The organism is Rhizobium sp. R634 (genome assembly GCF_002211305.1).
Taxonomy (GTDB): domain Bacteria; phylum Pseudomonadota; class Alphaproteobacteria; order Rhizobiales; family Rhizobiaceae; genus Rhizobium.
Genome location: NZ_LOKW01000007.1, coordinates 134674 through 161090 on the forward strand (window position 1 = coordinate 134674; position 26417 = coordinate 161090).

The 26417-nt window shown below is 61.9% G+C and carries 28 protein-coding genes and 2 pseudogenes; 17 read left to right on the top strand and 13 right to left on the bottom strand.

Annotated elements, in window-relative coordinates; all coding sequences use genetic code 11:
* Window position 1 precedes the first annotated feature (1 nt).
* Complete coding sequence (locus ATY77_RS11450; protein WP_088687399.1) at window positions 2-433, top strand: hypothetical protein; 432 nt, start codon at window positions 2-4, stop codon at window positions 431-433.
* On the opposite strand, the gene ATY77_RS11455 is transcribed toward ATY77_RS11450, so the two are convergent.
* Entirely contained in the window at window positions 430-966 is a 537-nt protein-coding gene (locus tag ATY77_RS11455) for an Lrp/AsnC family transcriptional regulator (RefSeq protein ID WP_088687400.1), read from the bottom strand. The two genes, ATY77_RS11450 and ATY77_RS11455, sit on opposite strands and share 4 nt — an antisense overlap.
* 82 nt (window positions 967-1048) lie before the next feature.
* Between ATY77_RS11455 and ATY77_RS11460 the strand changes: the two genes are divergently transcribed.
* Window positions 1049-1435 (top strand): RidA family protein, encoded by a 387-nt coding sequence (locus ATY77_RS11460; RefSeq protein WP_088687401.1) that lies wholly within the window; start codon window positions 1049-1051, stop codon window positions 1433-1435.
* Between the two features lie 44 nt (window positions 1436-1479).
* On the opposite strand, the pseudogene ATY77_RS11465 reads toward ATY77_RS11460, so the two are convergent.
* A pseudogene (locus ATY77_RS11465) lies at window positions 1480-2019 on the bottom strand (glutathione S-transferase family protein); the annotation flags it as partial.
* Here ATY77_RS11465 and ATY77_RS11470 point away from each other — a divergent pair.
* A pseudogene (locus tag ATY77_RS11470) lies at window positions 2020-2256 on the top strand (LysR substrate-binding domain-containing protein); the annotation flags it as partial.
* A 3-nt stretch (window positions 2257-2259) separates the two neighbouring features.
* Here the strand turns inward: ATY77_RS11470 and ATY77_RS11475 are convergent.
* Complete coding sequence (locus ATY77_RS11475) at window positions 2260-3843, bottom strand: peptide chain release factor 3 (RefSeq protein WP_088687402.1); 1584 nt, start codon at window positions 3841-3843, stop codon at window positions 2260-2262.
* Between the two features lie 90 nt (window positions 3844-3933).
* Here ATY77_RS11475 and dut point away from each other — a divergent pair, with 90 nt between their 5' ends.
* The 3 genes from dut (at window position 3934) to ATY77_RS11490 (ending at window position 6301) form a co-directional block, all read left to right on the top strand.
* The gene (dut, locus tag ATY77_RS11480; protein WP_088687403.1) at window positions 3934-4404 is read left to right on the top strand and encodes a dUTP diphosphatase; all 471 of its coding nucleotides are present in this window, start codon (window positions 3934-3936) and stop codon (window positions 4402-4404) included.
* 59 nt (window positions 4405-4463) lie between these two features.
* Window positions 4464-5234, top strand: a complete 771-nt coding sequence (locus ATY77_RS11485) for a hypothetical protein (protein WP_190237621.1) — start codon at window positions 4464-4466, stop codon at window positions 5232-5234.
* Window positions 5235-5401: 167 nt separating this feature from the next.
* Complete coding sequence (locus ATY77_RS11490; RefSeq protein ID WP_088687405.1) at window positions 5402-6301, top strand: GNAT family N-acetyltransferase; 900 nt, start codon at window positions 5402-5404, stop codon at window positions 6299-6301.
* 13 nt (window positions 6302-6314) lie between these two features.
* Here the strand turns inward: ATY77_RS11490 and ATY77_RS11495 are convergent, their stop codons facing one another.
* On the bottom strand, window positions 6315-6779 hold the full coding sequence (locus ATY77_RS11495) for an Lrp/AsnC family transcriptional regulator (protein ID WP_088687406.1): 465 nt from the start codon (window positions 6777-6779) through the stop codon (window positions 6315-6317).
* A gap of 112 nt (window positions 6780-6891) precedes the next feature.
* Here ATY77_RS11495 and ATY77_RS11500 point away from each other — a divergent pair, with 112 nt between their 5' ends.
* The 3 genes from ATY77_RS11500 (at window position 6892) to cysK (ending at window position 9637) form a co-directional block, all read left to right on the top strand.
* Entirely contained in the window at window positions 6892-7794 is a 903-nt protein-coding gene (locus tag ATY77_RS11500; protein ID WP_088687407.1) for a DMT family transporter, read from the top strand.
* Window positions 7795-7912: 118 nt separating this feature from the next.
* Window positions 7913-8530 carry a LysE family translocator gene (locus tag ATY77_RS11505; protein WP_088687408.1) on the top strand — a complete coding sequence of 206 codons (618 nt, stop codon included), beginning with the start codon at window positions 7913-7915 and terminating at the stop codon, window positions 8528-8530.
* Between the two features lie 144 nt (window positions 8531-8674).
* Window positions 8675-9637, top strand: coding sequence for a cysteine synthase A (cysK, locus tag ATY77_RS11510; protein ID WP_088687409.1), 963 nt, complete (start codon window positions 8675-8677; stop codon window positions 9635-9637).
* Between the two features lie 73 nt (window positions 9638-9710).
* Here the strand turns inward: cysK and ATY77_RS11515 are convergent, their stop codons facing one another.
* The 6 genes from ATY77_RS11515 to ATY77_RS11540 form a co-directional block, all read right to left on the bottom strand.
* The gene (locus tag ATY77_RS11515; protein WP_088687410.1) at window positions 9711-10778 is read right to left on the bottom strand and encodes a DUF4037 domain-containing protein; all 1068 of its coding nucleotides are present in this window, start codon (window positions 10776-10778) and stop codon (window positions 9711-9713) included.
* 101 nt (window positions 10779-10879) lie between these two features.
* The gene (locus tag ATY77_RS11520; RefSeq protein ID WP_088687411.1) at window positions 10880-12412 is read right to left on the bottom strand and encodes a YifB family Mg chelatase-like AAA ATPase; all 1533 of its coding nucleotides are present in this window, start codon (window positions 12410-12412) and stop codon (window positions 10880-10882) included.
* A 177-nt stretch (window positions 12413-12589) separates the two neighbouring features.
* Window positions 12590-13537, bottom strand: a complete 948-nt coding sequence (gene gshB / locus ATY77_RS11525; RefSeq protein WP_088687412.1) for a glutathione synthase — start codon at window positions 13535-13537, stop codon at window positions 12590-12592.
* Window positions 13538-13599: 62 nt separating this feature from the next.
* Window positions 13600-14628 (bottom strand): ABC transporter permease, encoded by a 1029-nt coding sequence (locus ATY77_RS11530; protein ID WP_088687413.1) that lies wholly within the window; start codon window positions 14626-14628, stop codon window positions 13600-13602.
* Window positions 14612-16147 carry a sugar ABC transporter ATP-binding protein gene (locus ATY77_RS11535; RefSeq protein ID WP_088687435.1) on the bottom strand — a complete coding sequence of 512 codons (1536 nt, stop codon included), beginning with the start codon at window positions 16145-16147 and terminating at the stop codon, window positions 14612-14614. The genes ATY77_RS11530 and ATY77_RS11535 overlap by 17 nt, the downstream gene beginning before the upstream one ends.
* Window positions 16148-16288: 141 nt before the next feature.
* Entirely contained in the window at window positions 16289-17272 is a 984-nt protein-coding gene (locus ATY77_RS11540; protein ID WP_088687414.1) for a sugar ABC transporter substrate-binding protein, read from the bottom strand.
* 332 nt (window positions 17273-17604) lie between these two features.
* On the opposite strand from ATY77_RS11540, the gene ATY77_RS11545 reads away from it, so the two are divergent.
* A complete protein-coding gene (locus ATY77_RS11545) occupies window positions 17605-18612 on the top strand; it encodes a LacI family DNA-binding transcriptional regulator (protein ID WP_088687415.1) in 1008 nt (335 codons plus the stop codon).
* A gap of 30 nt (window positions 18613-18642) precedes the next feature.
* On the opposite strand, the gene ATY77_RS11550 is transcribed toward ATY77_RS11545, so the two are convergent.
* The 3 genes from ATY77_RS11550 to rsmI all read right to left on the bottom strand — a co-directional run bounded on the left by ATY77_RS11550 (window position 18643) and on the right by rsmI (window position 20542).
* A complete protein-coding gene (locus tag ATY77_RS11550) occupies window positions 18643-19146 on the bottom strand; it encodes a cupin domain-containing protein (protein ID WP_088687416.1) in 504 nt (167 codons plus the stop codon).
* Between the two features lie 120 nt (window positions 19147-19266).
* Window positions 19267-19635 (bottom strand): YraN family protein, encoded by a 369-nt coding sequence (locus tag ATY77_RS11555; protein WP_088687417.1) that lies wholly within the window; start codon window positions 19633-19635, stop codon window positions 19267-19269.
* Entirely contained in the window at window positions 19625-20542 is a 918-nt protein-coding gene (gene rsmI / locus ATY77_RS11560) for a 16S rRNA (cytidine(1402)-2'-O)-methyltransferase (RefSeq protein WP_088687418.1), read from the bottom strand. The genes ATY77_RS11555 and rsmI overlap by 11 nt, the downstream gene beginning before the upstream one ends.
* A gap of 262 nt (window positions 20543-20804) precedes the next feature.
* Here rsmI and dnaN point away from each other — a divergent pair, with 262 nt between their 5' ends.
* The 7 genes from dnaN to ATY77_RS11595 all read left to right on the top strand — a co-directional run bounded on the left by dnaN (window position 20805) and on the right by ATY77_RS11595 (window position 26388).
* Complete coding sequence (dnaN, locus tag ATY77_RS11565; RefSeq protein ID WP_088687419.1) at window positions 20805-21923, top strand: DNA polymerase III subunit beta; 1119 nt, start codon at window positions 20805-20807, stop codon at window positions 21921-21923.
* A gap of 56 nt (window positions 21924-21979) precedes the next feature.
* Complete coding sequence (locus ATY77_RS11570) at window positions 21980-22888, top strand: DUF72 domain-containing protein (protein ID WP_088687420.1); 909 nt, start codon at window positions 21980-21982, stop codon at window positions 22886-22888.
* Window positions 22889-22983: 95 nt separating this feature from the next.
* Entirely contained in the window at window positions 22984-23583 is a 600-nt protein-coding gene (gene pmtA / locus ATY77_RS11575) for a phospholipid N-methyltransferase PmtA (protein ID WP_088687421.1), read from the top strand.
* The gene (locus ATY77_RS11580) at window positions 23583-24164 is read left to right on the top strand and encodes a histidine phosphatase family protein (protein WP_088687422.1); all 582 of its coding nucleotides are present in this window, start codon (window positions 23583-23585) and stop codon (window positions 24162-24164) included. Before pmtA ends, ATY77_RS11580 begins: the two co-directional genes overlap by 1 nt.
* 6 nt (window positions 24165-24170) lie before the next feature.
* On the top strand, window positions 24171-24878 hold the full coding sequence (gene pyrF, locus ATY77_RS11585) for an orotidine-5'-phosphate decarboxylase (protein WP_088676561.1): 708 nt from the start codon (window positions 24171-24173) through the stop codon (window positions 24876-24878).
* Window positions 24879-24903: 25 nt separating this feature from the next.
* Window positions 24904-25191 carry a DUF1330 domain-containing protein gene (locus ATY77_RS11590; protein WP_017966663.1) on the top strand — a complete coding sequence of 96 codons (288 nt, stop codon included), beginning with the start codon at window positions 24904-24906 and terminating at the stop codon, window positions 25189-25191.
* Window positions 25192-25407: 216 nt separating this feature from the next.
* Complete coding sequence (locus tag ATY77_RS11595; protein WP_088676559.1) at window positions 25408-26388, top strand: complex I NDUFA9 subunit family protein; 981 nt, start codon at window positions 25408-25410, stop codon at window positions 26386-26388.
* Window positions 26389-26417: the final 29 nt, after the last annotated feature.

Genomic DNA, 26417 nt, shown 5'->3' on the forward strand with positions numbered 1-26417 from the left:
GATGAAGACCGCGGTAAGGAAGTTATTCCAGCGATACGAAAACTTTTTCAACAGATCCCTCGGCAGCGGCGTTGACATGGATGAGGTCGCATCGCTGTATGCCTCGGAATTCATCGCGGCCTCGCCGGCCGGCGTCATGACAGGGAAAAATGACGATCAGCTCAAGCAGGTCATGGAGCAAGGATACGCTCGCTACCGCGCAATGGGGACGAAGGAGATGCGGATCCGCGATATCCGTATCTCCCCGATAGATGAACATCATTGCCTGACCCTTGTCGCCTGGACGGCGATCTATGCCCGTAAGGATCGAGCAGACACGGCCATAGATTTCGATGTCCATTACCTCGTGCAGAAACTGAGCGCCGAGGCAAAAGTGTTCGGCTGGGTATCAGGCGATGAGCAGGCGCTTCTTGAGAAGCACGGCATCGGCTAGCTGCTCGGTTCCGGCAGAAGCACCTCCGGCCAGGTCTCGGTGACCCCGGCCTGAACCGGACGCTCCAGATAGGTGGATAGCGCGATATAGCTGCGGGTGCCGGTGACACCGGGAACGGCATGGATCTGTCCCAGGAAAGCTTCCAATGCTTGCGGGCTCGCGGTGCGCACCTTGAAGAGAACGCTGGCATCGCCCGCGACCGAATGCATCTCCTCGACCTCTGGAAATTGTAGGACCTGCATCAGCCGCTCGCTCTTGCCCCAGCCCGCCGCCTCGACATGCACGAAGGCAAGAAGCGGCCTGCCGAGGGCTGCTCCATCCAGCGCGGCATGCACGCCCTTGATGATGCCCGATTGCCGAAGGCGGCGCACGCGTTCATGCACGGCCGGCGCGGACAGTCCGACCGCTTGGCCGAGCCTGGCATAGCTCTGGCTGCTGTCGGCGGCGAGTTCGGCTAATATCTTTCGGTCGAAGGCATCGATGGCCGGCTGCTGCGAACGCTTCTGCCGAAGATTTTCTGTATTTTTTCCCATTCGGCAAAATCTCCTTTCAGACGAAGAATAATCGCCGATATTGGCGTTATTCGACAGAATATTCGGAAAAAGGAGAAAGGTCATGGAGATGATGGCCCGCAATCCGGCAAAAGGGATCTATGCGGCGAGCCCTGATTACATCCATGCGCTGGAGATCCGCCATCCGTCCCGGCTGCTCTTCGTCAGCGGCACGATGGGTCTCGACCAACATGGGATAGCGGCGGCCGATCTCGAAGGGCAGCTAGAGCTCGTCTGGTCCAATCTGCGCGCCATCCTCGCCTCCGCACAGATGACGGTGGACAATATCGTGCGGCTGACGAGTTACCTCAGGGACGGCGCCTCGATGGAGGCGAACCAGAATGCGCGTCTTCGGGCGCTGAACGGTCGCGCGGTGCCAACCACTACCATCATCGTCGAAACGCTGCGCGACGACTGGCTGGTCGAAATCGAGATCATCGCGGCTGGCTGAACGGCAAGTGACCGTCGCACCACAAGAGCGCGACGGCCATGTGTTCAGGCTGCCGATTTCAACAGGCCGAGCGCTTCAGCCAGATCGATTTCACCGAGGAAAGCGCCGCTGCTTCTCCTCTCCTGCCGATGCTCGATTGCATGCGCGAAACGCACGGCCGGTTCCCGCTGCATGCGCTCATAGAGACGGTTCAGACTTGGAAATTGGCGGCGATCCACGACCTTATGGAAATCGTTTCAGCGGGCGATCCCGACGAAATAGGCCTCCACCAGGCTCGGCCCGTCGCCGAGGAGCCATTCCCGCCCATTGAGCAGGCGCTCCAGCTTGTGATGCGCCTGCTCGACCGCGGCTATGCCATAGGCCGTCAAAGCCTGCTTTGCACCCGGTTCCAGCGGATGTTCCACCGCATGCCAGAGCGGGGCGAAGGCGCCGAAGAAACTGGTGTTGAGGCAGGCAAGCATCTGGTTCAGGCGATCGAAATCCTCCGAGCCCTGCGCAAAGCTTTGACCGCTGCCGATGCCGCGTGCGGCTATATGATGGAGGATCGCCATGCTTTCACTGATGGTCCTGCCATCCTCCAGCAACTGATGGCCGCAGACGAGCCGCAAGTCCTGATGGAAGCGGCCGCAGCCGGGCTCGGCATTACCTGCCTGCCGACATCCGTCTGCCGAAAGGCGCTGGCCGGCGGGCGGATGATGAGAGTGCTGCCGGATTGGACGGCCGGCAGTATCGACACGACGATCCTGATGCCGCACAGGCGGGGCCAACTGCCGGCGGTTCGCGCCGTCGTCGATTTCCTGGCGAAACGGCTGGCCGGATGATGATCACGCCGCCTTGGCGGCGTGATATTCCTTGATGGCGACCATCTTGATCGCCGGATAGCGCTCCGCCTCGTAACGCAGCGAGAAACTATCCTGGGCGAGGAAGACGGGATCGCCGTCGAGATCGCGGGCGATATCGCCGCGCTTGACGGTCAGGAATTTTTCGAGATCCGCCGGCTGGTCGGCGGAGATCCAGCGGCAGACGGAGAAACGCGACATTTCGAAGGAGACCGGCAGGCCGTATTCGGCCATCAGCCGCTCCTTCAAGACGTCGAGCTGCAGGGCGCCGACGACGCCGACGATCGCGGGCGAGCCGTCTTCCGGCGAAAACAGCTGAACGACGCCTTCCTCAGCCATCTGCTGCAGGGCTTCCTTGAGCTTTTTCGCCTTCATCGCATCTTCGAGGCGCACGCGGCGCAGGATCTCCGGCGAGAAATTCGGCACGCCCTGGAAGACCAGCGATTCACCTTCGGTCAGGGTGTCGCCGATGCGCAGCGTCCCATGGTTGGGAATGCCGACGACATCACCGGCATAGGCGGTGTCGGCGAGCTGGCGCTGCGAGGCGAAGAAGAATTGCGGCGCCGTCAAGCCGAGCTGCTTGCCGGTGCGGGCGAGCCGCGCCTTCATGCCGCGTTCGAGCTTGCCGGAGCAGATGCGGGCAAAGGCGATGCGGTCGCGGTGGTTGGGATCCATGTTGGCCTGGATCTTGAAGACGAAGGCCGTCATCTTGTCATCGGTCGCATGCACCGTCCTGGTATCGGCGACCTGGTCGCGCGGCGGCGGCGCGAATTCGCCAAGCGCGTTGATCAGATCGCGAACACCGAAATTGCGCAGCGCCGAGCCGAAGAAAACAGGCGTCATATGGCCTTCGAGGAAGGAGTCGCGGTCGAAGGGCCGGCAGGCCTCGATGGCGAGCTCGGTCTCGTCGATGAAAGCCTGGCGCTCGTTTTCCGGCAGCTTGCCGGCAACGGCCTGCGGGCCATTAACCGGCGTGGTCTCCACTTCCGTATCGGAACCACGGGCGGTGCTGTTGGCGAGATGATAGGAGCCGCAGAAGGTCTTCGAGCGGCCGATCGGCCAGGTGATCGGCGCCGTATCCAGCGCCAGCTTCTCTTCCACCTCGTCGAGGATCTCGAAGGGGTCGCGGCTTTCGCGGTCCATCTTGTTGATGAAGGTGATGATCGGGATATCGCGCATGCGGCAGACTTCGAAGAGCTTCAGCGTGCGCGGCTCGATGCCCTTGGCGGCATCGATGACCATGACGGCGGCGTCGACCGCCGTCAGGGTGCGATAGGTGTCGTCGGCGAAATCCTCGTGGCCCGGCGTGTCGAGGATGTTGAATACATTGTCGTTATATTCGAAGGTCATCACCGAGGTGACGACGGAGATGCCGCGTTCGCGCTCGATTTTCATCCAGTCGGAACGCGTCTGCATGCGGTCCTTCTTCGCCTTGACTTCGCCGGCGAGCTGAATGGCACCGCCGAACAGCAGCAGTTTTTCGGTGAGCGTCGTCTTACCCGCGTCCGGGTGTGCGATAATAGCGAATGTGCGGCGGCGGGAGACCGCCTCGGCGAGACTTTCGGCCATGGTGTGAATCCTGTGGAATTGCGGCGTATCTAACGATTAAAGGCCGAGATTGCAATTGACCCCGGCCTTCGCTGCGCAAAGTAATGGGCCATGACCATTCATCATGACACACGCCCGACGCTGAACCTCATCCGGCTGGCCAATGGCGAAGGCCTCGAGCTGCCCGCCTATGAAAGCAAGGGGGCGGCCGGCATGGACCTGCGCGCCGCCGTCGACACGGATGCGCCGCTGACGCTTCTGCCCGGCAAGCGGGCGCTGGTGCCGACCGGCTTCATCTTCGAAATCCCCGAAGGGTTCGAAGGTCAGGTGCGTCCGCGCTCCGGCCTTGCCTTCAAACACGGCATCACCTGCCTCAATTCACCCGGCACCGTCGACAGCGACTATCGCGGCGAAGTGAAGGTGCTGCTTGCCAATCTCGGCGAGGAAGCCTTCACCGTCGAGCGCGGCATGCGCATCGCCCAGATGGTGATCGCGCGGGTGACCCAGGCGCGGGTGGCGGAGATCACCGCGGCAAGCGAAACCGCGCGTGGCGCCGGCGGCTTCGGCTCCACTGGCGTGTGATGACGGCTTAGAACAGTGAAGCAACCGAACGATCGATGAGCACCGTTTGTGGGGGCCATATGCTATTCAAGAGGGCGCCATGGGGCGTGGTTATCGGTCTAGCGGCAGCGCTGATTGCGGCGCCAGCGCTTGCGATTGATTCAACCAAGCTCCAGTCGATTCGCTCATCTTTATCTGTGGAACAGATCGTCGCATTTGCCATGGCGAAATCGACAGTGCCGATTCTCGACATCGACAAAACCATCGAGATGAACATCGTCCTCAATGCGAAAGGCATGGAGAGGAGCGATATTCAAGCTCTGCAGCTCGAGTTTTTGCGCGCGTTTTCTGCGGTCATGGCGTATGCGGACATTCGTATCAATTTTGATGCCGGCCAATCGATAGATTATTCAGTCGGAACGCCATATGTCCCTTTCGGCGATCAGAATCGACCTTCAAATACCCAGACCGTCGATGTATTTGTTGATCGTGATGCGCTCAAGCTCGCAAAACTGGGCCAAATAGCAGTTCATGATGTAGATGCGCTTCGAAGCAAACCGGACACGTTGGAATGCTATCACGAGCGCCGAAAAGGATTTCCGGCTATTAACGCCGTCGTCGACCGCGATATCAATCCAGTCGGCTGCCTTTACGCAGTGGTAATGCGATCGGTCGGGCTCAGAGATCTTTTTGGGGGTGCTGCCGCGACTTTCACTCCGGGCAGAATCCCCGGCTTCCGGATGAACGCTGAAATGGCGGCGGCATATGCCATTCATGAATGCCGATCGCTCATCGATAAAAAAGATCAACTTGGGAAATGTCTGAAAGGCGTTCTCGGCGAAAGAAAGTAGGCCCTGGGGGATTGGCCGAGGTCGCCGCGCATTTTCTTGCGGTATACCGTCAATGGCGGATTTAAAGCGCGTCGCATCAATCTTGGTTCAAGCAGATGCGCTTCCGTCCTTTGTTTTTTACATGTCGTTATCCTGGACCGCGGCAAGCTTTTGCGAGACATATTGTAATGGCAAATCGCCTCGACAGCACCGGCCTGACCTTCCGGCAGGACTATTTCGGCGATGCTGCCGGATGGGCGGCTCTTGTCCGCCTGCTCCAGGATATTTTCGGCATCGACATCGGTCCGCTGCAACAGCTTGGCGGCCCCGATGCCTCAAGCATGCCGTTCGGCTGGTTTGACGCCAAGGGCGAGCTTGCAGCCAATCTCACGGCCTTTGCGCTGCCCTTTGCCCTCAACGGCCGGATCGTCCATGCCGCCGGGCTGCAATCGGGTGCGGTGCGGCCGCCGTGGCGCGGCCGCGGACTTTATCGCGATCTGACGGCGAAGGCGCTCGACTGGTGCGAGCGGCAGGGCTTCGAAGCCGTCGTCCTCTACACCGATAAACCGTCGCTCTATGAGCCTTACGGTTTTCGCGCGATGCCGCTGCACCGATATGTGGGAACGGCCCCCGCCCCCGCGATTGACGCCACAGCCGCCCGGCCGCTTTTGCCGGCGGATGCGGAGGATTTTGCCCTGCTGCAATTGCTGCTGAAAGCACGCAGCCCGGTTTCGACGACGCTCTCGGTGGCAAGGAATGCTGCGATGTTTCTCATCAACACCCAGCTTGATCCCGATGTCCGCGTCAGCTTTCTGGAAGACTGCCAGGCAGTCGTCGCCTGGAAGATGGATGGGACAGGCCGCTTCAGCCTTCTCGATGTCGTGGCAGCGGAAATCCCGTCGCTCGCCGCGATCCTCGGCGGGCTCGACATTGCCTCGGCCACCGTCGAGGTCCTCTTCCGTCCCGATAAGCTCGACTGGACGGGCGCTCCGCAGCCCTTTGAAAGCGGAACGACGCTGATGCTGCGCGGGCTCGGTGACGACGCTCCGCATTTTCCGGCGATGCTCTCGCCGATGGCGGATTTCTAGCCGTTTCGCCGATCTATTTCCCGCGCGACAACGGCGGCAGGCGGCGCTTGACGGGCGAGGCTTTAATCATCGCGGTGTTGGTCTCGGCGCGTTCGGCGACCCTGTCCAGGAGGCCGTCGAGTTCCGCCATCGAGCGGATGACCAGGCGGGCGATAAAACAATCCTCGCCGGTCACCTTGTCGCATTCGACGATTTCAGGAATTTCCTGAATGAGCCGTTCGACGAAATGCAGCTGCCCCGGCAGCGGCCGCACGCGGACGATCGCCTGCAGGGGATAACCGACGGCGGCGGGATCGAGATCGATGGTGAAGGCCTTGATGACGCCGCGCTCCTCCAGCCGGCGCAGGCGCTCGGCAGCGCTTGGCGAGGAAAGCCCCACCTGCTGTGCCAGCTCCTTCAGCGATATCCGGGAGTTGCCGGCCAGCGCCTCCAGAATGGCCTGGTCGATTTCATCTAGCGGCTGGATATCGTTAGGCATGACAATGAATTCTCTTTTTATTATTAGGTCGTATCGGCGAACTTCGTTTTTATAATTATATAATTTTGCCCAACGCCGCAATATTATCACCTCAGCAAAAACGGAGGCGATCATGAGCGGCGACATCAAAAGAGGCACGGCTGAGATGACGGCAGCGATGCTGATCTCGGGCACGATCGGCTGGTTCGTCGTCATGTCGGGCCAGCCGGTGAGCGGCGTGGTTTTCTGGCGCTGCCTGTTCGGCGCGCTCACCCTGCTCGTTATCTGCGGCGCCCTCGGGCTGCTGCGGCCGGGCATCCTCACGCCGCGCACCTTCGCCATCGCCGTCCTCGGCGGCATCGCCATCGTCGTCAATTGGCTGCTGCTCTTCGCTTCCTATTCGCATGCGACGATCTCGATCGCCACGACCGTCTACAACACCCAGCCCTTCATGCTGCTGGTGCTTGGCGCGCTGTTTCTCGGCGAGAAGATCACCGCCGCCAAACTGTTCTGGCTGGCGCTCGCCTTTGCCGGCATGATGGCGATCGTTCAGGCAAAACCGGGCGGAAGCGGCGATACGTTCGAGAGCTACGGCCTCGGCATCCTGATGGCGCTCGGCGCCGCCTTCTTCTACGCGCTGGCAGCGCTTGCCGCGAAATGGCTGAAAGGCACGCCGCCGCATCTGATCGCGCTGATCCAGGTCGCGACCGGCATGCTGATGCTGGCGCCGATGACGGATTTTTCGCAATCGCCCGCGGATGCCGGAAGCTGGGCGATCCTGGTTTCCATCGGCGTCGTCCATACCGGCCTGATGTATGTGCTGCTCTACGGCGCCATCCAGCGGCTGCCGACGCATCTGACCGGGGCTCTCTCCTTCCTCTATCCGATCGCCGCGATCCTCGTCGACCGGCTGGCCTTCGGCCACGCGCTGCAGCCGATGCAGATCGTAGGCGCCGCCGTCATTCTTTTGGCTGCCGCCGGCATGAATCTCGGCTGGGCGCCGCGATGGCTGCGGCCAAGAGCGCTTCAGAGCTGACCACAAGCGGGCAGGCACGCGGCGGCAGGCATTTCTTCTGGTGATGGACCCATCAACGCCGGTCGATTGATGGCAAGGCTTGGCGGATATAAAACGGCTGGGAAGAGGGAGCCCACACATGAGCCTTGCCGCCTTGCTTGCCTATGCCGGAACGCTGTTCATCGCAGCCGCCATCCCGGGACCCGGAATTACCGCGATCGTCGCCCGCGCCCTCGGCTCGAATTTCCGCGAGACTTTCTTCATGGGCCTCGGCCTCGTGCTCGGCGACATGATCTATCTCACGGCCGTTATTCTCGGCCTTGCCTTTGTGGCGCAGACCTTCACCGAGGTGTTCATCGCAATCAAGATCGCCGGCGCGCTCTATCTCGGCTATATCGCCTGGAAGCTGTGGACGGCAGGGCTGCTGCCGCATGATATCGCCGCAGGCAAGTCCAGCAATATCGGCATGTCCTTCCTTTCCGGCTTGCTGGTAACGCTCGGCAATCCGAAGACGATGCTCTTCTATGTCGCGCTCGCGCCCACGCTGATCGACATCGGCAATATCGGGCTCGCCGACTATGCCATGCTGCTCGCCGCGACCTTCGTGGTGCTGATCGCCGTGCTGGTGCCCTATATGCTGCTCGCCTCACGCGCCCGCACGATGCTGAGACAGCCGCGCGCATTGCAGGCGCTGAACCGGGTGGCGGCAGGCATCCTCGCCGGCACGGCTGCCTTCATCGCCACGCGGGCGGCCTGAAATAAACATCCGCCAAGAAACGGTTTTCAAAGGTTTTTTTCTCCGCGGCCGGCTGCCCCGGCGTGAACGCGGTCTGGCCTCACGCGCGCTTTGACCCTATTCTCTTCCTCAATTTCAGAACCGCATTTCAAAAGGGAGAGCACCATGTCGCACAAGCCCGGCCGCGGCCGCATCTATTCCTCGATCACCGAGACCATCGGCAATACGCCACTCGTGCGCTTCGACAAGCTGGCGCGGGAAAAGGGCGTGGTGGCAAACCTGATCGGCAAGCTCGAATTCTTCAACCCGATCGCCTCCGTCAAGGACCGCATCGGCGTGGCGATGATCGAGAGCCTGGAAGCCCAAGGCAAGATCACCCCCGGCAAGACGGTGCTGATCGAGCCGACCTCGGGCAATACGGGCATCGCGCTGGCTTTTGCCGCCGCCGCCAAGGGCTACCGTCTGATCCTCACCATGCCGGAGACCATGTCGGTCGAGCGCCGCAAGATGCTGGTGCTGCTCGGCGCCGAACTGGTGCTGACCGAAGGACCGAAGGGCATGAAGGGCGCCATCGCCAAGGCGGAAGAACTGGCGGAGTCGCTTCCCGACGCCATCATTCCGCAGCAATTCGAAAATCCCGCCAATCCCGAAATCCATCGCCAGACGACGGCCGAAGAAATCTGGAACGACACAGACGGCACGGTCGATATCGTCGTCTCCGGCATCGGCACCGGCGGCACCATCACCGGCGTCGGCCAGGTGCTGAAAAGCCGCAAGCCCGAAGTCCAGATCATCGCCGTCGAGCCCGCCGATTCTCCGATCCTCTCCGGCGGCAATCCCGGCCCGCACAAGATCCAAGGCATCGGCGCCGGCTTCGCCCCAAAAATCCTCGATACCGGCATCTATGACGAGGTCGTCACCGTGAGCAACGATGAGGCATTCGAACAGGCACGGCTGGTCGCCCGGCTCGAAGGCGTGCCCGTCGGCATCTCCTCGGGTGCGGCGCTGACGGCCGCGATCAAGGTCGGCAGCCGTCCGGAGAATGCGGGGAAGAACATCGTGGTGATCATTCCATCCTTTGCGGAGCGTTATCTCTCTACGGCGCTGTTTGAAGGGCTCGGGAGCTGAGTATCAGCTGTCCCGCCATCATCATCGAGAGCAGCGGGGCGCTTCGGCGCCCCTTTTCTTAAAGTCTGCGCGTCTAGCTCAACAGTTGCCGCACTACGCGCTGCGAAAGAGAAGCATTTTCCAGAAGTGGCGTGAGATCGCTGACCTGATCGAGCGATCCGAGAATTGGCAGCTTTTGAATGCGTGTATCTGCAATTGCCGCGGCGGTGCTTGCAACTGCATCCTCAGCGTTGATCGTCATAAATGGCCGGTCGTGATATGGACCAACGACAGGCTCGAAGTTGGCGATCCCCAGCTCATTTTGCCGGTGCGCCAGCTCAACATATGCCGAGGCGAGTGCGTTTCCTCGCTTGCTCCACTCGCCCGCAAGAACCGCTTGCTCCAGATGCGGCATGAGGCGATCTGAAATCGGGAGTTTTGCAAAGCTGGTTCCAAGCCATTTCGCATAGGGCGCGTACCGGCGCTCTAGCAGAAATCCCATTCTCATCACGTCGCGTATAAGCCGGCCGGCGACAATCCGCGAACCAAGATCATCTCCAACCTGACCCGCTCGACCGACAAATGCTTGTTCTTCGGCGATCCGTCGCCACTGACATGCAATCTTGTACAGCCACACGTCGTCGGGGAAATAGTCCATGCGTTCACGGGCATTCTGCAATTCCCCATCATCATCGTGAAATACCGCCCCCGTCGTGAACGCGAGAAGCTTCTGCTCGGCAAATCCAAGCCACTGAAGAGACGTTAGATTTTCAACGGAGCGAACGGCGAAATGCTCTTCGAGCTTGGCTTCCAGCGTGTGGAACTCAAGCCCGTGCTCGATGGCACCAACGGCCTCTGGGCCATCGGCAGGAGCATGCGGACGGCTACGCCATCCTATCGGCTCGCCAAGGTAGCTGCTGGGTGCCACCTTGGTGAACTCACCAACCAATCGTCGGGCATAGTCGTTGAAGCTGTCGATGCTCAGGAAGATATGAACCCTGGGCCCCCAGTTATGGTCCCTGGAGACCTCATCATCCAGACCAAGCAGTTCCGATCCATATCCAATTAACGCCGCTGAATGGGGAAGTTCCGGCGCGACCTGAGCCAACCAGGGCCTGACGATGTCTGCGTAAAATCGACGGGACAACTCAATCCCCTGCATAGCCTGCCTTCTTTCGGTCTATTCATAATTCCCCGGAGAAACCGAAGAACCGCCTACACGTGCAATTTCGGCGACTGGCAGCCCAGTGATTTACCTCCGTCCTATGCCGCCGCCGTCAGCCTCTCCCCGGCGATACGATAGGAAATGGCTTCGGCCAAATGCATTCGGCCGACCGTCGGCTTATCGTCGAGGTCGGCCAGCGTGCGGGCGACCTTGAGGACGCGGTGGTAGCCGCGGGCGGAGAATTTCATTTTTTCGGCGGCGTCCCGCAGGAGCTGCAGGCCGCCAGCGTCGGGTTCGGCGAGTTTTTCGATCATCGCGGTCGAGCAGCGGGCGTTGGTGCCGATGCCCTTGGCGCCGGCGGCTTCGAAACGTTCCTGCTGGATTTCGCGGGCGCGGGCGACGCGGCGGGCGACGTCGGCGCTGGCCTCGGCGGCCATCGGCCGGATCAGATCGGCGGCGGAGACGGCGGGCACGTCGATGCGGATATCGATGCGGTCCATCAGCGGACCGGAAATGCGGGCCTGGTAATCGCTCATGCAGCGCGGGCCGCGGGCGCAAGTGTGACCGGGTTCGCCGGCCATGCCGCAGCGGCAGGGGTTCATCGCCGCGATCAGCTGGAATTTCGCCGGATAGGAGACGCGGTGATTGGCGCGGGCGATGACGCATTCGCCGCCTTCGAGCGGCTGGCGGAGCGCATCGAGCGCCTGCGGCGTGAACTCGGGAAACTCGTCGAGGAAAAGCACGCCGTGATGGGCAAGCGAGGCTTCGCCAGGCCGGGCGCGCAAGCCGCCGCCGACGAGGGCCGCCATGGTGGCGGAATGGTGCGGGGTGCGGAAAGGCCGGCGATCGGAAAGCTTGCCGCCGGTGAGCTGGCCGGCGATCGAATGGACCATCGACACCTCGAGCAGCTCGGCCGCCGAAAGCGGTGGCAGGATGGAGGGTAGCCTTGCCGCCAGCATCGATTTGCCGGAGCCGGGAGGCCCGACCATCAGCAGATTATGGCCGCCGGCGGCCGCGACCTCAAGCGCGCGCTTGGCGCTCTCCTGGCCCTTGATCTCGGCGAGGTCGGGCAGGTTGGCGGCGTTGGCGCGGATGGACGGCTCCGGCCGGGAGAGCACCTGGGTGCCGCGGAAATGATTGGCAAGGGCAATCAGGCTGCGGGGTGCAAGAATATCGACGTCGGCACCGGCCCAGGCGGCTTCCGCTCCGCTTTCGGCCGGGCAGATCAGCCCCTTGCCGAGGGCATTGGCGCCGATCGCGGCCGGCAGCGCGCCGGCGATGGCAGCGATCGTTCCGTCGAGATTGAGCTCGCCGACGACGACAAAATCCGACAGAGCATCGGCGGGAATGGCGCCGAGTGCGGCCATTAAGGCGAGCGCGATCGGAAGGTCGAAGTGCGAGCCTTCCTTCGGCAGATCGGCAGGCGCCAGATTGACGGTCACCCGTTTTGCCGGCAGCGCCAGGCCGGAGGCATGCAGGGCCGCCTGCACGCGCTCGCGGCTTTCGGCAACGGCCTTGTCAGGCAGGCCGACGATCTGCATTCCGACCTTACCGGGCGCAATCATGACCTGGACCTCGACCGGCACGCCTTCGATACCCTGAAATGCAACCGTACTGACGCGCGCGACCATCCGCCTACCCCTTGCCCAGCAAACTCTACTTACCGCCCTGCGGCCTTTCAGGCCAGCGGTTGCAATCTTGCATGGAAACAAGAATAAAACAAGAACAGTCGCGGAACATATTCGGATGCGTCAAGTGACTTCGGTTGCATCCGGTCATGCCCGCGTTTCCGGCTGCCGCCGGAAGCCTCAGCCGCGCTTGCGCTCGATCGCATCCCAAAGCAGGCTTGCGATATCGGCGCCGCCGAACTTCTTGACCTCGCGAATGCCTGTCGGCGAGGTGACGTTGATCTCGGTCATGTAATCGCCGATCACGTCGATGCCGACGAGCAGGAAGCCGCGTTCCCTCAGCGCCGGGCCGATGCGTTCGCAGATTTGCTTCTCGCGCGGCGTCAGCTCGGTCGCCTCGGCGCGGCCGCCGACATGCATGTTGGAACGGCTGTCATGCTCGGCCGGAACGCGGTTGATCGCGCCGGCGAATTCGCCGTCGACTAGGATGATGCGTTTGTCGCCTTTGCGCACGTCGGGCAGGTATTGCTGGGCGATGAAGGGCTCGCGGAACAGCTGGCCGAACATTTCCAGCAGCGAGGAGAGGTTACGGTCGTCGCGAGTGGAGTGGAAGACGCCGGCGCCGCCATTGCCGTAGAGCGGCTTCAGGATGATATCGCCCATCTCGTCGCGGAAGCGGCGGATTTCGGCTGCATCCTTGGTGATCAGCGTGTTCGGCATCAGGTCGGAAAATTCGGTGACGAAGATTTTTTCCGGCGAATTGCGCACCCAGGCCGGGTCGTTGACGACGAGCGTCTTTGGATGGATGCGCTCGAGCAGATGCGTCGAGGTGATATAGGCCATGTCGAAGGGCGGGTCCTGGCGCAGCAGCACGACATCCATGGTGGAGAGATCGACGCGCTCGGGCGCGCCGAGTTCGAAATGATCGCCCTTGACGTCGCGCAGCAGCATCGGCTCGACGCTGGCAAAGAGCTTGCCGTCGCGGAAGCTCAGGCGCTCAGGCGTGTAATGGAACAGCCTGTAGCTGCGCGCCTGGGCTTCCAGGCTCATGGCGAAGGTGGAATCGCCCGCAATATTGATGCCGGCGACATGATCCATCTGGACCGCTACATTGGTAATCTTGGCCATTTCCGTCCCTCGCTGAATGCCGGACAGATGTAGGTCGGCCCGGTATCAAACGCAACGGCCAATCAAGGGCTTCGCGTTTCCAAGATCCGCATCAGCCGGCCGCGATAGCTGTCGAGAATGACGGCAAGGACGATGACGGCGCCGATGACGATCGGCTTGATGTTGTCGTCGGCGCCGAGCAGCTGCAACCCCGTCGACAGGACCTGCAGAATGCAGGCGCCGACCAGCGTGCCGATGATCGAGCCCTTGCCGCCGGAAAGGCTTGTGCCGCCGATGATGACCGCGGCGATGGCGTTCAGCTCGTAGCCAATGCCGGCGACCGGGCTGCCGACATTGAGGCGCAGCAGATAGACCATGGCGGCAATGCCTGCCGTCAGGCCTGAGATCGTGAAGACGGCGATTTTGTATTTTTTCGGCGCGTGCCCCGACAGCCGCACGGCCTCTTCATTGGTGCCGATCGCGAAGACGAAGCGGCCGAAGACGGTGTAACGCAGCACGAACCAGCCGATGAGGACGACGACGATCGCAATCAGGAAGATCGAAGGAAAGACGCCCCAGAAGATCAGGTTGCCGAAATCGACGAAAGGCTGCGGCAGGCCCGTGATCGTGGAATTGTCGCTGACGACGCGGGCCAGGCCGCTTGCGACGTTCAGCATGCCGAGGGTGACGATGAAGGACGGAAGCTTCCACTTCTCGCAGATCCAGCCATTGACAGCGCCGAGGATGGCACCGGTGCCCATCGACGCCAGCGAGGCCAGCACGATCGCCTGCCACGGAGAAAGCCGCGGATCGATCATGATCGTGGCGCCGATCACCGTGCAGAGAGCAAGCAGCGAGCCGACGGAAAGATCGATGCCGCCGACGAGGATGACGTAGGTCATGCCCGAAGCGAGCACCGTGTTGATGGCGATCTGCACGAAGATCTTCAGGAAGTTCTCCGGCGTGGCAAAATACGGCGCCGTCGCCGAGAAAAACGCCAGGATCAGGACGAGGGCGATGGCGACGCCCGCCTCCTTCATCGAGATCCGGATGAGCTTGTCCCAGAAGCGTGCCTCTTTCGCCTCGGTCTGTTTTTCAATGCTGGCGGACACGGCTGTACTCCTTGTAGGCGAGCGAAAGGATCCTGCTCTCGTCAAATTGTTCCCGCGGTATTTCGCCGGAGATCTTTCCGTCGGAAAAGACGATGATGCGATGGCAAATTCCGATCAGCTCCGGCAGATCGGAGGATACGACCAGAACACCTTTTCCTTCGGCGGCAAACTTCCACAGAAGCTCATAGATCTCGGCCTTGGCGCCGACATCGATACCGCGGGTCGGCTCATCGAAGATCAGCACCTTCGGGCCGCGGAACAGCCATTTGGCGATGACGACCTTCTGCTGATTGCCGCCGGAAAAGGTTCTGACGGCCTGATGGATGGAAGGGGTCTTGATCCGGAGCTCGCGCACCAGGCGCTGCGCGTGATCGTCCTCCACCTTGCCCATGATCAGGCCGTTGCGGGAGATCTTGGCGAGATCGGTGATGGTGGAATTTTCGGCGCAGCTCATGTCGAGCATCAGGCCCTGCATCTTGCGGTCTTCGGTGGCAAGGCAGAGCCCGGCGGCAACGGCATCTTTGGGCGAATTGATCTCGACCGGCTCGCCATTCAGGCGGATTTCGCCAGCAGCCTTGACGTCGGCGCCGAAGAGGGCCCGAACCGCCTCGGTGCGGCCGCTGCCGACGAGGCCGGCAATGCCGACGATTTCGCCTTTTGCGACGGAAAAGGACAGTTCCGGACTGTTGCGCGTCACCTTCAGGCCGGAGACACCGAGCGCCTCGCCGGATAGGGTGCTGTCGCCTTTGAATATGCCGTGATCCGCAAGCTTGCGTCCGACCATCAGCTCGACGATGTCGGGGATCTCAAGTCCGGGGAGCGGCCGGGTGATCACATGCTGGCCGTCGCGCAGCACCGTCACATCGTCGCCGACCTCGAAGATTTCCTCCAGCCGGTGCGAGATATAGAGCGTGGTGACGCCGCGCCGCTTCAGCCGCTTCAGAATTTCGAAGAGACGATCAACCTCCTTGGAAGTCAGGGTCGCCGTCGGTTCGTCGAGAACGAGAAGCTTACTTTCGTAACAAAGCGCCTTGGCGATCTCGACCAGCTGCAGCTGCGCGACGCTGAGGCGGCTTGCCAGCGTCGTCGGAGCGACGTCGAGGCCGACCTCTTCCAGGAGTTCCGCCGCCCTGGCGTTCATCGCCTTGTAGTTCACCAGGCCGTATCGGCGCGGCAGATGCTCGAACAGCAGGTTTTCGGCAACCGTCAGATTGGAAAGCGGGTGCAGTTCCTGGTGAATGACACGGATGCCGGCCTTGAAGGCCTCGAGGGGCGAGGCCGGATGATACGGCTTGCCGTCGAATAGGATATGACCGTCGTCCGGCCGGAAGACGCCGCCAAGCAGATTGATCAGGGTCGACTTTCCGGCGCCGTTCTCGCCAAGGAGAACATGGCCCTTGCCGCGGCCGATCCGCATCGAGACATCCTTGAGCGCCACGACGCCCGGGAAGCGCTTGCCGATCTCTTCCAGCCTCAGGATGTCGTTATCTGCTGCGTCTGACACGTCGACCTCATGCATGCTCTGAACGATCTTTGCGCAGCCCGCGTCGAAGACTCGCAAGCAAGCCTCGTCTACAGCGATCAGCGCATCAATCGATTGGTAGCAGTCGGCGCCGGCCCACGGCCGGCGCTTTCTATGGTTTGCAGCCGGGCGTCCCGACTATTTCAGATCCGCCGAGGTGACCAGCTTGACGTCGGTCTTGACCCAGCCGGTGAATTTTTCGCCGGCAAGTTCGCGCATGCCATAGTCGATGCCCATGACCGCCATCTGCGCGCCGTATTGCTCGACGGTGGCGAGCATCTTGCCGTCCTTGATCAGCGGCTGAACGGGCGGAATGTTGTCGAAGCCGACAACCTTGATCTTGCCGGCCTGGCCGGCGGCATCGAGAGCCTTGACGACACCGAGAGCCATGGAGTCGTTGGCGGCCATGACGCCCTGGATATCCTTATACTTCGTCAGGAAATTGGTCATGACGGTATTGGCTTCCTCGGTCTCCCAATGAGCGGTCTTGCTGTCGAGAAGCTCTAGTTTGCCCGATTTGACCGAGTCCATGAAGCCTTCCTTACGCTCCTTGGCGTTGTCGGCCTCGGGGTTGCCTTCGAGGATGACCACCTTGGCGCCGGCTCCGAGATCCTTGGCAAGCGCATCGCCTGCAAGCTTTGCGCCTTCCTTGTTGTCAGGCCCGAAGAAAGCCAGATCGATACCAGCCTTCTTCTTGGCATCGGCATCGAGCGGCACGTCGATGTTGATGACCTTGACGCCTGCCTTGACCGCCTTCGCCAGCGGCGTCGCCATCGCCTTTGAATCGGCGGGTGCTACGACGATGATATCGTATTTCTGGGTGACGAAGTTCTCGACGGCGTCGACCTGCGAGGCAAAGTCACGCTCGTCCTTCATGCCGACGGCCTTGAAATCGAACTTGTCCTTGTTCTCGGCCGCATATTTGTCGGCGCCGGCCTTCATCTGCTTGAAGAACTCATTGGACAAGGATTTCATGATCAGGCCGACCTTCGGCTTCTCAGCCGCGAAGGCAGGGGACACGGTGCAGGACAGCGCCAGCACCAGGGTGCCGGCGAGGCCGAGCTTCAAGGCCGCACGGCGCGGTGCATTGATCAAGACGGATTCACGCTTAAAATTGGACATTTTTTCCTCCGAACGGCCCAGGGCTCAGCTCCATCTGAGTTGCCCGCGGCAAATGAACCGTTTCCAACGCAAAATGGGTAACACGCCTCCAAAAATTGTCAAGCGACCAAAACGAGCCGCCGAAGCGAACCGCATCGCCATGTTCGACGCATATTGACATGTCGGGGATGAACCGTTTCCATATCCTCGGGCAGGTGCTGCTCTCACGTTCAGACGTCGGAAATCGAGACACCGCCCTTTGACTAGGGGCCTGAAGACCATTAGCTGAAAGCCAGGATCAGGCGCCCTCGGACGCCTTGCGCAGGCGAAGATGAAGGGCATCTATTTCTGTCATGTCAAAGGTCGGGATCAGGGATGTTGCCAAGCTTGCGGGTGTTTCCACCGGCACCGTTTCCAGGGTTTTGAACGATCATCCCTCGGTGACCAAGGACGTGCGGGCGCGCGTCGAAGGGATCATCAAGGACCTGGGTTATCTGCCCGACCCTTCAGCGAGAAGCATGCGCAGCAAGGTCAGCCGCCTCATCGGCATCGTAATTCCCGATCTGACCAATCCGTTCTTCTCGGAACTGGTGCAATCGGCGGAACAGGCGGCGGCCAATCACGGCTATAATATCATCGTCATGACCTCGCTCGATCATGCGGCCAAGGAGGCTGATCGCATCAGGCAGCTGACAAGCCGGAAGGTGGACGGCATCATTCTGGTTCCCAGCAATGATTTCCACACGATCAAGCTGCCGAAAGGCTTGCCGATCGTGGTCGTCGACCGTCTCATGCCGGGATATTCCGGCATCGCCTCCGACCACCGCAACGGCGTTCGTCTCGGCGTCGAGCATCTTCTGAAGCTCGGCCATCGCCGCATCGGCTTCATTTCGGGACCTGGAGATTCCGTCCCGGCCAACGACCGCCTCAGAGGCTATCTTGACGCCATGGAGCAGGCGGACGGCACGAAAATGGCCGGACCGCCGCTGATCGCCGAGGCGGCGTTCGACTATGAGAGCGGCCGCTCCGCTGGAAATTATCTTCTGGCGCGCGCCCGCAACGAGCGGCCGACGGCGATATTCGCAAGTTCCGACCAGCAGGCGATCGGCTGCATGAGGGCGGCCCACGATCTCGGAATCCCGATTCCGGCAGCCCTTTCCATCGTCGGCTTCGACGGCATCCCGCTCGCAAGCATGACGACGCCGCGGCTGACGACGGTGAAACAGCCGATCCAGGACGTCGCCGCAGCCGCAGTGGCCGTCCTTTTGAACAAGCGCACAGCGCCTGCCCTCGACAATCCGATCCTGTTTCCCTGCGAGGTTCTGGAGGGGGAGACGACCGCGCCGCCTCAACCCGATTAACGCATGACCGGCCGCCGCCGGCGGCCTATATCAGGCGGCAATGCCCTGGTTGCCGCCGTTGCGCAGCATGTTGCGCAGACGATAGGCGATCGCCAGAGGCTTCGGGAAAGGCTTGCGCAGGAAAGCGACCTTGCGAACGTAATTATCGACCCGCCAGCTTGCCCAGGTTCCGCCCGCGAAAAAGGCGACGTCGCCGACGCTAAGGGTTCGCTCCGTACCGTCCTCGGCAGTGATATGAACCTCGCCTTCGAGGATCATCACGGTCTCGTCCCAGCCGAAATACCAGCGGAATTCGCCCGCCGTGCAGTCCCAGATCGCCGTCAGCGAGGCCTCGTCATGGCCGCGCGAATGTTCGGCGGTGCGGGCCTCGGGATTGCCGCTGATGATCCAGTCCGGATTGATCGGCGTCGATTTCAGCGGCAGCATGCCGCTCGCATGGGCGACGAAGGATTTCCCGGCCGGCTTCAGCGCAACATAAGGCACCGACCGCGCCGCCATGGCGACCGCGCTTGCAAGCATCATCTTCAAGGCCATGAATCAACCCCCAATTGCCACCCTACCAAGGCGGGAGATAGCAGAGAATTGTAAGGAGCCCGTTCAAGCCGCGGCTAAAATTTTAATGATCCGCAACTGTCGAACCGAAAAGACACCAGTTTAGAACGCATCTGGAAAGTGCCGCGGCAGCCGGCCGGGCATGATCGCCACAATATCATAGCGCTGGGAAAGACGGGCGTGATCGGCCTGGCGGGCGAGCCAGAGGTCGCTTGCCGCCCGTATGCGCTTCTGCGAGGCGATGGAGACGGCATCGACAGCCGCCGCCTCGCCATGGCGGGCCTTGACTTCGACGAAGACGGCAAGATCGCCCTTGCGGGCAATGATATCGATCTCGCCCAGTCTCGTGCGGTGGCGTAGCGCCAGGATGCGATAACCCTTCAGCATCAGGAAAACGGCCGCGGCATATTCCGACACGCGGCCGCGGCGCAGCGCCTTCCTTCTGATGGCTGCGAGATTGTTATCGCCCATCGGCGCCCTTCATCTCCAAGAGGCGCTGATAGAGCGCCTTGCGCGGCAGGCCGGTGAGGCGGGCCGCTTCGGTCGCGGCCTTTGCGGTGGGCATCGTCTTCGAGAGATCGGCAAGCACAGCCTCGACGTCGGCCTCCGGCGTTTCTACCGGCTGCGGCGGACCGACGACGAGGACGATCTCGCCCTTGACGTTATCCACCTCCTGATAATGCGCGGCAAGCTCGGCCAGCGTGCCGCGGCGGAACTCTTCATAGGTCTTGGTCAGCTCGCGGCAGACGGAGGCGGGCCGGGTGCCGCCCAGCACATCGGCGGCGGCGAGAAGCGTGGCGCCGATGCGATGCGGCGATTCAAAGAAGATCAGCGTTGCGGGCGCTGCGGCAAGCTCTCCAAGGCGGTCACGGCGGGCCTTGTCCTTCACCGGCAGGAAACCGGCGAAGAGAAAGGCGTCGCTCGGCAGGCCGGAGCCGACAAGGGCTGCGAGCGGCGCCGAGGCGCCCGGAATGGGAATGACACGGTAACCAGCCTCAATCGCCTGCTGCGCCAGCCGATAGCCGGGATCGGAGACGAGCGGCGTGCCGGCATCGGAAACCAACGCCACCGAGCGGCCCGCCTCCAGCGCCTGCAGCAGCCGCGGCCCGGCCTCGTCGGCATTATGCTCGTGATAGGCGAAGGGGCGGTTCTGGATGCCGTAGCGATCGAGCAGGACGCGGGTGACGCGCGTATCCTCGCAGGCGAGCACGTCGGCGCCGGCCAGCGTTTCCAATGCGCGCAGCGTGATGTCGCCGAGATTACCAATCGGGGTCGCCACCAGATAGAGCGCCGGCTCCAGCGGCCGCGCCGGCACCGCCATATTGTGCAGGCGGAAGCTTTTCCGGCCGGCGGTTTCCGCTGTCGTTTCCTCATTCATGCCGATTGCTTTCCGTCCCGCCGGCGCCTTGCCGGTTCATCGGCCTTTATGGGCGAGCGGCACTGCTTCGGCAAGGGTCCGGATTTCTGTGAGGATTGCTCCGGAAAACCTGAAATGCGGGCGCGGAGCCGTCCATGCCTCTTGCAAACCGGTGCTGAAGTCTGCCATTTTGCCCGTCCACTCCCCCGGCCTCAAGTCGGGACAGGCATTCTTCGGGTGCTCGAAGCGCCCGGACAGTCACGGTCGAAAGCGGTAGCATCCCATGCGTATTACTATTGAGCGGTCAAACCTGTTGAAATCGCTGAACCACGTCCACCGCGTGGTCGAACGTCGCAACACGATCCCGATCCTGTCCAACGTACTGCTCAAGGCCGACGGCCAGAACCTCGACATGAAGGCGACCGACCTCGACCTCGAAATCACCGAGGCGACGCCGGCGAGTGTCGAGCAGGCCGGCGCCACCACCGTTCCTGCCCATCTTCTCTACGATATCGTGCGCAAGCTGCCCGACGGTTCGGAAGTGCTGCTTGCCACCAGCACCGATGGCGGCTCGATGACCGTGCAGTCCGGCCGCTCAAAATTCTCGCTGCAGTGCCTGCCGGAATCGGACTTTCCCGATCTGACCGCCGGTACCTTCACGCATTCCTTCAAGCTGAAGGCGACCGATCTGAAGATGCTGATCGACCGCACGCAGTTTGCGATCTCGACCGAAGAGACGCGTTATTATCTCAACGGCATTTTCTTCCACACGATCGAGAGCAAGGGCGACCTGAAGCTCAGGGCCGTCGCCACCGACGGCCACCGCCTGGCGCGCGCCGATGTCGATGCGCCCTCGGGCTCGGAGGGCATGCCCGGCATCATCATTCCGCGCAAGACGGTCGGAGAGCTGCAGAAGCTGGTCGACAATCCGGAAGCGATCGTGACCGTCGAGGTTTCCGACGCCAAGATCCGCATGACGATCGGCTCGATCGTCCTGACCTCGAAGCTGATCGACGGCACTTTCCCTGACTATCAGCGCGTCATTCCGACCGGCAACGACAAGGAAATGCGCGTCGATTGCACGACCTTCGCCCAGGCCGTCGACCGTGTCTCGACCATTTCCTCCGAGCGCGGCCGCGCGGTGAAGCTGGCGCTTTCAGACGGGCAACTGATGCTGACCGTCAACAATCCGGATTCCGGCAGCGCCACGGAAGAAGTCGCCGTTGGCTACGACACGGATGCCATGGAAATCGGCTTCAATGCCAAATACCTGCTCGACATCACCGCGCAGCTTTCCGGCGAGGAAGCGATCTTCCTGCTGGCCGATGCCGGCTCGCCGACGCTGATCCGCGATACGGCCGGCGACGACGCGCTCTACGTGCTGATGCCGATGCGCGTCTGACGGGAACGAAGGCGCCCATTTTCGGTTTTCCTCCTGTCGAACAGGAGGATGCCAGAATGAAGAAGACGGGAGCGGTGCGCATCGGCATATCCGGCTGGACCTATGCGCCCTGGCGCGGCCAATTCTATCCCAAGGGTCTGCCGCAGAAGCAGGAGCTTTCCTACGCCGCTCGCCACTTCCGTTCGATCGAGATCAACGGTACCTTCTACGGATTGCAGCGGCCCGAAAGCTTCGGCCGCTGGCGGGACGAAACGCCCGAGGATTTCGTCTTCGCGGTCAAGGGCTCGCGCTTCATCACTCATATGAAGCGATTGCAGGAGATTGAGACGCCGCTTGCCAATTTCTTCGCCTCCGGCCTGTTGCGGCTTGGCCCCAAACTTGGGCCTATCCTCTGGCAGTTTCCGCCGAACATGGCCTTCGACCCCGCGCTTTTCGAAACCTTCTTGTCGCGGCTGCCGCATGACTGCGATGCCGCGACCGCGCTTGCGAAACGCCATGACGGCCGTCTCAAAGGGCGAGCCTGGCTCAAAAGCGACGCCGATCAGCCGATCCGCCATGCTTTCGAGATCCGCCATGACAGCTTCCGCTCGCCCGCCTTCATCGAGATGCTGAGGCGTCACAACGTCGCGCTCGTCTGCGCCGACACGGTGGAATGGCCGCTGTTGATGGACATCACCGCCGATTTCATCTATTGCCGCCTGCATGGTTCCGAGCAACTCTATGTCAGTGGCTATGAGGATGAAGCGCTCGATCTGTGGGCCGAGCGCATCCGCGCCTGGGCGAAGGGCAGAGAACCCGAGAACGCGACGCGGGTGCTGGAGCCGCTGCCGGCGCGAGCCAAGGGCCGGGATGTCTATCTTTATTTCGATAATACCGACAAAAAGCTGCGCGCGCCCATCGACGCCGATCATCTCAGCGACAGGCTTGCGGATCTCATGCCTCGATCCGACCGGAAGGCGGCATGAGCTGTTGATGCCGGTGTCTTCGTTGCGAAAATTCTTGTCCTGACAGCGACAAAGAGCATATTAACACAGTCGATCAACATGCGGATGGGTGGAGAATGCGCTTAAGGGTCAAGGTGAGGGAACACCTCGGAAAGAAATTCGATGAAGAAATCCGTTTCTTCCGGGGCATGATGCAGGGACCGAAGACCGTCGGCTCCATCGTGCCGACCTCCTCCATCACCGCCAAACGCATGGCAAGCGTCATCAACCTCAATTCCGGCCTGCCGGTGCTCGAACTCGGGCCGGGCACGGGCGCCATCACCAAGGCGATTCTCGGCCGCGGCGTGAAGCCGGACAATCTGGTGGCGATCGAATATTCGACGGATTTCCACCAGCATCTGCTGCGGACCTATCCGGGCGTGCACTTCATCAACGGCGATGCCTTCGAGCTCAAGACCACGCTTGGCGCCTTCGGCGACCAGACGTTCGATTGCGTCATCTCGTGCATTCCGCTTCTGAACTTTCCGATGGAGATGCGCATCTCGCTGCTCGAAAGCCTGCTCGACCGGCTGCCGGCAGGCCGGCCGGTGGTGCAGATTTCCTACGGCGCGATTTCGCCGATCGCCGCCAATCCCGACCGCTACCACATTCAGCATTTCGATTTCGTCGTCCGCAACATCCCGCCGGCGCAGCTCTGGATCTATCGGCGCGGCTGATGTTCGGGCTCTATATCACCCATCCGCAAGTCAAGATCGACGCTGATGTCCCCGTGCCGAAATGGGGGCTTTCCGATATCGGCGCGGCGCGCGCCCGCAAAGCAGCCGAGAGCGGCTGGGTCAAACAGTTGCGGCGCATCATCTCCAGCGACGAGACGAAGGCGATCGAGACGGCCGAGATTCTGGCGGAAGCCTCCGGCGTGACGATCGAGATCGTCCACGCCATGCACGAGAACGACCGCTCGGCCACCGGCTTCCTGCCGCCGCCGCAATTCGAAGAGGCGGCCGACTGGTTCTTTGCCCATCCCGAGGAAAGCTTCAAAGGCTGGGAGCGCGCCATCGATGCGCAGGCCCGCATCGTCGGGGCGGTGAATGCCGTGCTCGCCACGCATGATGCGACAGCGCCCATCGCCTTCGTCGGCCATGGCGGCGTCGGCACGCTGCTCAAATGCCATCTGGCGGGCAAGCCGATCGGCCGCGACCGCGACCAGCCGGGCGGCGGCGGCAATCTCTATGCTTTCGGCCTTGCGGATCGCCGCTTATCATGCGACTGGACACCCATCGAAGACTGGCGGGGGTGAGTTGCAATGGACGCACGCGAGCGGCTGATCGTCGGCCTGGATGTTCCAACGATCGGCGAGGCGGAAAGGCTGGTTTCCACGCTCGGCGACGACATTCTCTTCTATAAGATCGGCTATCAGCTCGTCTTTGCCGGCGGCCTGGAGTTCGCCCGCGATCTTGCCGCAAGCGGCAAGAAGATCTTTCTCGACATGAAGCTGCTCGACATCGACAATACGGTTGCATCAGGCGTCGAGAACATCGCCAAGATGGGCATGTCGATGCTGACGCTGCACGCCTATCCCAAAGCGATGAAAGCGGCGGTCGAGGCCGCGGCCGGTTCCGGCCTCTGTCTGCTCGGCGTGTCCGTGCTCACCTCGATGGATTCCGATGATCTTATCGACGCCGGCTACAGCCAGGATCCCCACAGCCTGGTGCTGCGCCGTGCCGCTCAGGCGCGCGCGGCCGGCATGGGCGGCATCGTCTGCTCGGCTGCGGAGGCGGCCGAGGTGCGCGAGATCCTCGGGCCCGACATGGCGATCGTCACACCCGGCATTCGCCCGACCGGCAGCGACAAGGGCGACCAGAAGCGGGTGATGACGCCCTTCGACGCGCTGAAGGCCGGCGCCACGCATCTCGTCGTCGCCCGGCCGATCGTCAAGGCGCCCGATCCGAAAGAGGCGGCCCGCGCGGTCCTCAACGAGATGGTGAGCGCGCTCTGGCCGGCAAACCGCTGAATTAAAAGCAGAGAAGGAGGAAACCATGGCTAAGGGATATTGGATCGCCCGCGTCGACGTTCGCGACGCCGAGCGCTATAAGGATTACGTGGCGGCGGCAAAGCCCGCCTTCGAAAAATACGGCGCGAATTTCCTGGCGCGCGGCGGCGCCTTCACCGAACTGGAAGGCAAGGCGCGCGCTCGCAATGTCGTGATCGAGTTCCCCTCGATGCAGCATGCGGTCGACTGCTATAATTCACCGGAATACCAGATTGCCGCGAAAATCCGCCAGGAAGTGGCGGATGCGGAAATGGTCGTCGTCGAAGGCGTCTAGAGCGCCGTGCGTCCTTTCGGACGCACAAAGGACCCTTTAGCACTTTGAATCCAAGCATCGTGCTTTCCGAAAATCGATTCCGATTTTCGGAAAGCACGATGCGTTAGGCGGCTTCACATCCCGCAAACTCGCAGCGCGATGGGCCTTCCCGTCGCGCCGGGATTCGGCTAAGACGGGGCCGATCAGCATCCTGCAAAGCCTTTCGAGGAGCCTGCCATGACCCTTGCCAACCTGCCGCCGCTCGTTACCGTGTTCGGAGGGTCCGGCTTCGTGGGCAGGCACGTGGTTCGGGCGCTCGCCAAGCGCGGTTATCGCATCCGCGTCGCCGTGCGCCGCCCGGATCTCGCCGGCTTCCTGCAGCCGCTCGGCAATGTCGGCCAGATTTCCTTCGTTCAGGCGAACCTGCGCTACCGCAGCTCGATCGACCGTGCTGTCGACGGTGCGAGCCACGTCGTCAACTGCGTCGGCATTCTGCATGAGACCGGCCGCAACACCTTCGACGCGGTGCAGGAATTCGGCGCTCGGGCGGTTGCCGAGGCGGCCCGCGGCGCCGGCGCCACGCTCGCCCATATTTCGGCGATCGGCGCCAATGCGCATTCCGATTCGGACTATGGCCGCACCAAGGGCCGCGCGGAAGCAGCCATTCTCTCCATCAAACCCGATGCGGTGATCTTCCGCCCGTCGATCGTCTTCGGACCGGAGGACAGCTTCTTCAACAAGTTTGCCGACATGGCGCGCATGTCGCCGGTCCTGCCGCTGGTCGGCGGCGGCAAGACGAAGTTCCAGCCGGTCTATGTCGAGGATATCGCCGAGGCCGTCGCCCGCGCCGTTGACGGCAAGGTCGCCGGCGGCAAGATCTATGAACTCGGTGGGCCCGAAGTGCTGAGCTTCCGCGAATGTCTCGAGATGATGCTGAAAGTGACCTGCCGCAAGAACCCGCTCGTCTCCCTGCCCTTCGGCATCGCTTCGCTGATCGGCAGCATCGCTTCGCTTGTTCCTTTCATCACGCCGCCGATCACGCCGGACCAGGTGCGCCTTCTCAAGCACGACAACATCGTCTCGAGGGAAGCCGAGGCGGAAGGCCGCACGCTGAGCGGCCTCGGCATCACGCCAACCATGCCGGCATCGGTGCTTGAGTCCTACCTCGTGCAGTATCGGCCGCATGGCCAGTATACGGGCTCCGGCAAGGCCGCCTGATCATCATCCCTTGGGTTATTGATAGCGCC

Coding starts and splice junctions, on each gene's coding strand:
- ATY77_RS11450 (WP_088687399.1), top strand. CDS start 2: ATGAAGACCGCGGTAAGGAAGTTATTCCAGCGATACGAAAACTTTTTC.
- ATY77_RS11455 (WP_088687400.1), bottom strand. CDS start 966: ATGGGAAAAAATACAGAAAATCTTCGGCAGAAGCGTTCGCAGCAGCCG.
- ATY77_RS11460 (WP_088687401.1), top strand. CDS start 1,049: ATGGAGATGATGGCCCGCAATCCGGCAAAAGGGATCTATGCGGCGAGC.
- ATY77_RS11475 (WP_088687402.1), bottom strand. CDS start 3,843: ATGGCCGAAAGTCTCGCCGAGGCGGTCTCCCGCCGCCGCACATTCGCT.
- dut (WP_088687403.1), top strand. CDS start 3,934: ATGACCATTCATCATGACACACGCCCGACGCTGAACCTCATCCGGCTG.
- ATY77_RS11485 (WP_190237621.1), top strand. CDS start 4,464: ATGCTATTCAAGAGGGCGCCATGGGGCGTGGTTATCGGTCTAGCGGCA.
- ATY77_RS11490 (WP_088687405.1), top strand. CDS start 5,402: ATGGCAAATCGCCTCGACAGCACCGGCCTGACCTTCCGGCAGGACTAT.
- ATY77_RS11495 (WP_088687406.1), bottom strand. CDS start 6,779: ATGCCTAACGATATCCAGCCGCTAGATGAAATCGACCAGGCCATTCTG.
- ATY77_RS11500 (WP_088687407.1), top strand. CDS start 6,892: ATGAGCGGCGACATCAAAAGAGGCACGGCTGAGATGACGGCAGCGATG.
- ATY77_RS11505 (WP_088687408.1), top strand. CDS start 7,913: ATGAGCCTTGCCGCCTTGCTTGCCTATGCCGGAACGCTGTTCATCGCA.
- cysK (WP_088687409.1), top strand. CDS start 8,675: ATGTCGCACAAGCCCGGCCGCGGCCGCATCTATTCCTCGATCACCGAG.
- ATY77_RS11515 (WP_088687410.1), bottom strand. CDS start 10,778: ATGCAGGGGATTGAGTTGTCCCGTCGATTTTACGCAGACATCGTCAGG.
- ATY77_RS11520 (WP_088687411.1), bottom strand. CDS start 12,412: ATGGTCGCGCGCGTCAGTACGGTTGCATTTCAGGGTATCGAAGGCGTG.
- gshB (WP_088687412.1), bottom strand. CDS start 13,537: ATGGCCAAGATTACCAATGTAGCGGTCCAGATGGATCATGTCGCCGGC.
- ATY77_RS11535 (WP_088687435.1), bottom strand. CDS start 16,147: ATGCATGAGGTCGACGTGTCAGACGCAGCAGATAACGACATCCTGAGG.
- ATY77_RS11540 (WP_088687414.1), bottom strand. CDS start 17,272: ATGTCCAATTTTAAGCGTGAATCCGTCTTGATCAATGCACCGCGCCGT.
- ATY77_RS11545 (WP_088687415.1), top strand. CDS start 17,605: ATGTCAAAGGTCGGGATCAGGGATGTTGCCAAGCTTGCGGGTGTTTCC.
- ATY77_RS11550 (WP_088687416.1), bottom strand. CDS start 19,146: ATGGCCTTGAAGATGATGCTTGCAAGCGCGGTCGCCATGGCGGCGCGG.
- ATY77_RS11555 (WP_088687417.1), bottom strand. CDS start 19,635: ATGGGCGATAACAATCTCGCAGCCATCAGAAGGAAGGCGCTGCGCCGC.
- rsmI (WP_088687418.1), bottom strand. CDS start 20,542: ATGAATGAGGAAACGACAGCGGAAACCGCCGGCCGGAAAAGCTTCCGC.
- dnaN (WP_088687419.1), top strand. CDS start 20,805: ATGCGTATTACTATTGAGCGGTCAAACCTGTTGAAATCGCTGAACCAC.
- ATY77_RS11570 (WP_088687420.1), top strand. CDS start 21,980: ATGAAGAAGACGGGAGCGGTGCGCATCGGCATATCCGGCTGGACCTAT.
- pmtA (WP_088687421.1), top strand. CDS start 22,984: ATGCGCTTAAGGGTCAAGGTGAGGGAACACCTCGGAAAGAAATTCGAT.
- ATY77_RS11580 (WP_088687422.1), top strand. CDS start 23,583: ATGTTCGGGCTCTATATCACCCATCCGCAAGTCAAGATCGACGCTGAT.
- pyrF (WP_088676561.1), top strand. CDS start 24,171: ATGGACGCACGCGAGCGGCTGATCGTCGGCCTGGATGTTCCAACGATC.
- ATY77_RS11590 (WP_017966663.1), top strand. CDS start 24,904: ATGGCTAAGGGATATTGGATCGCCCGCGTCGACGTTCGCGACGCCGAG.
- ATY77_RS11595 (WP_088676559.1), top strand. CDS start 25,408: ATGACCCTTGCCAACCTGCCGCCGCTCGTTACCGTGTTCGGAGGGTCC.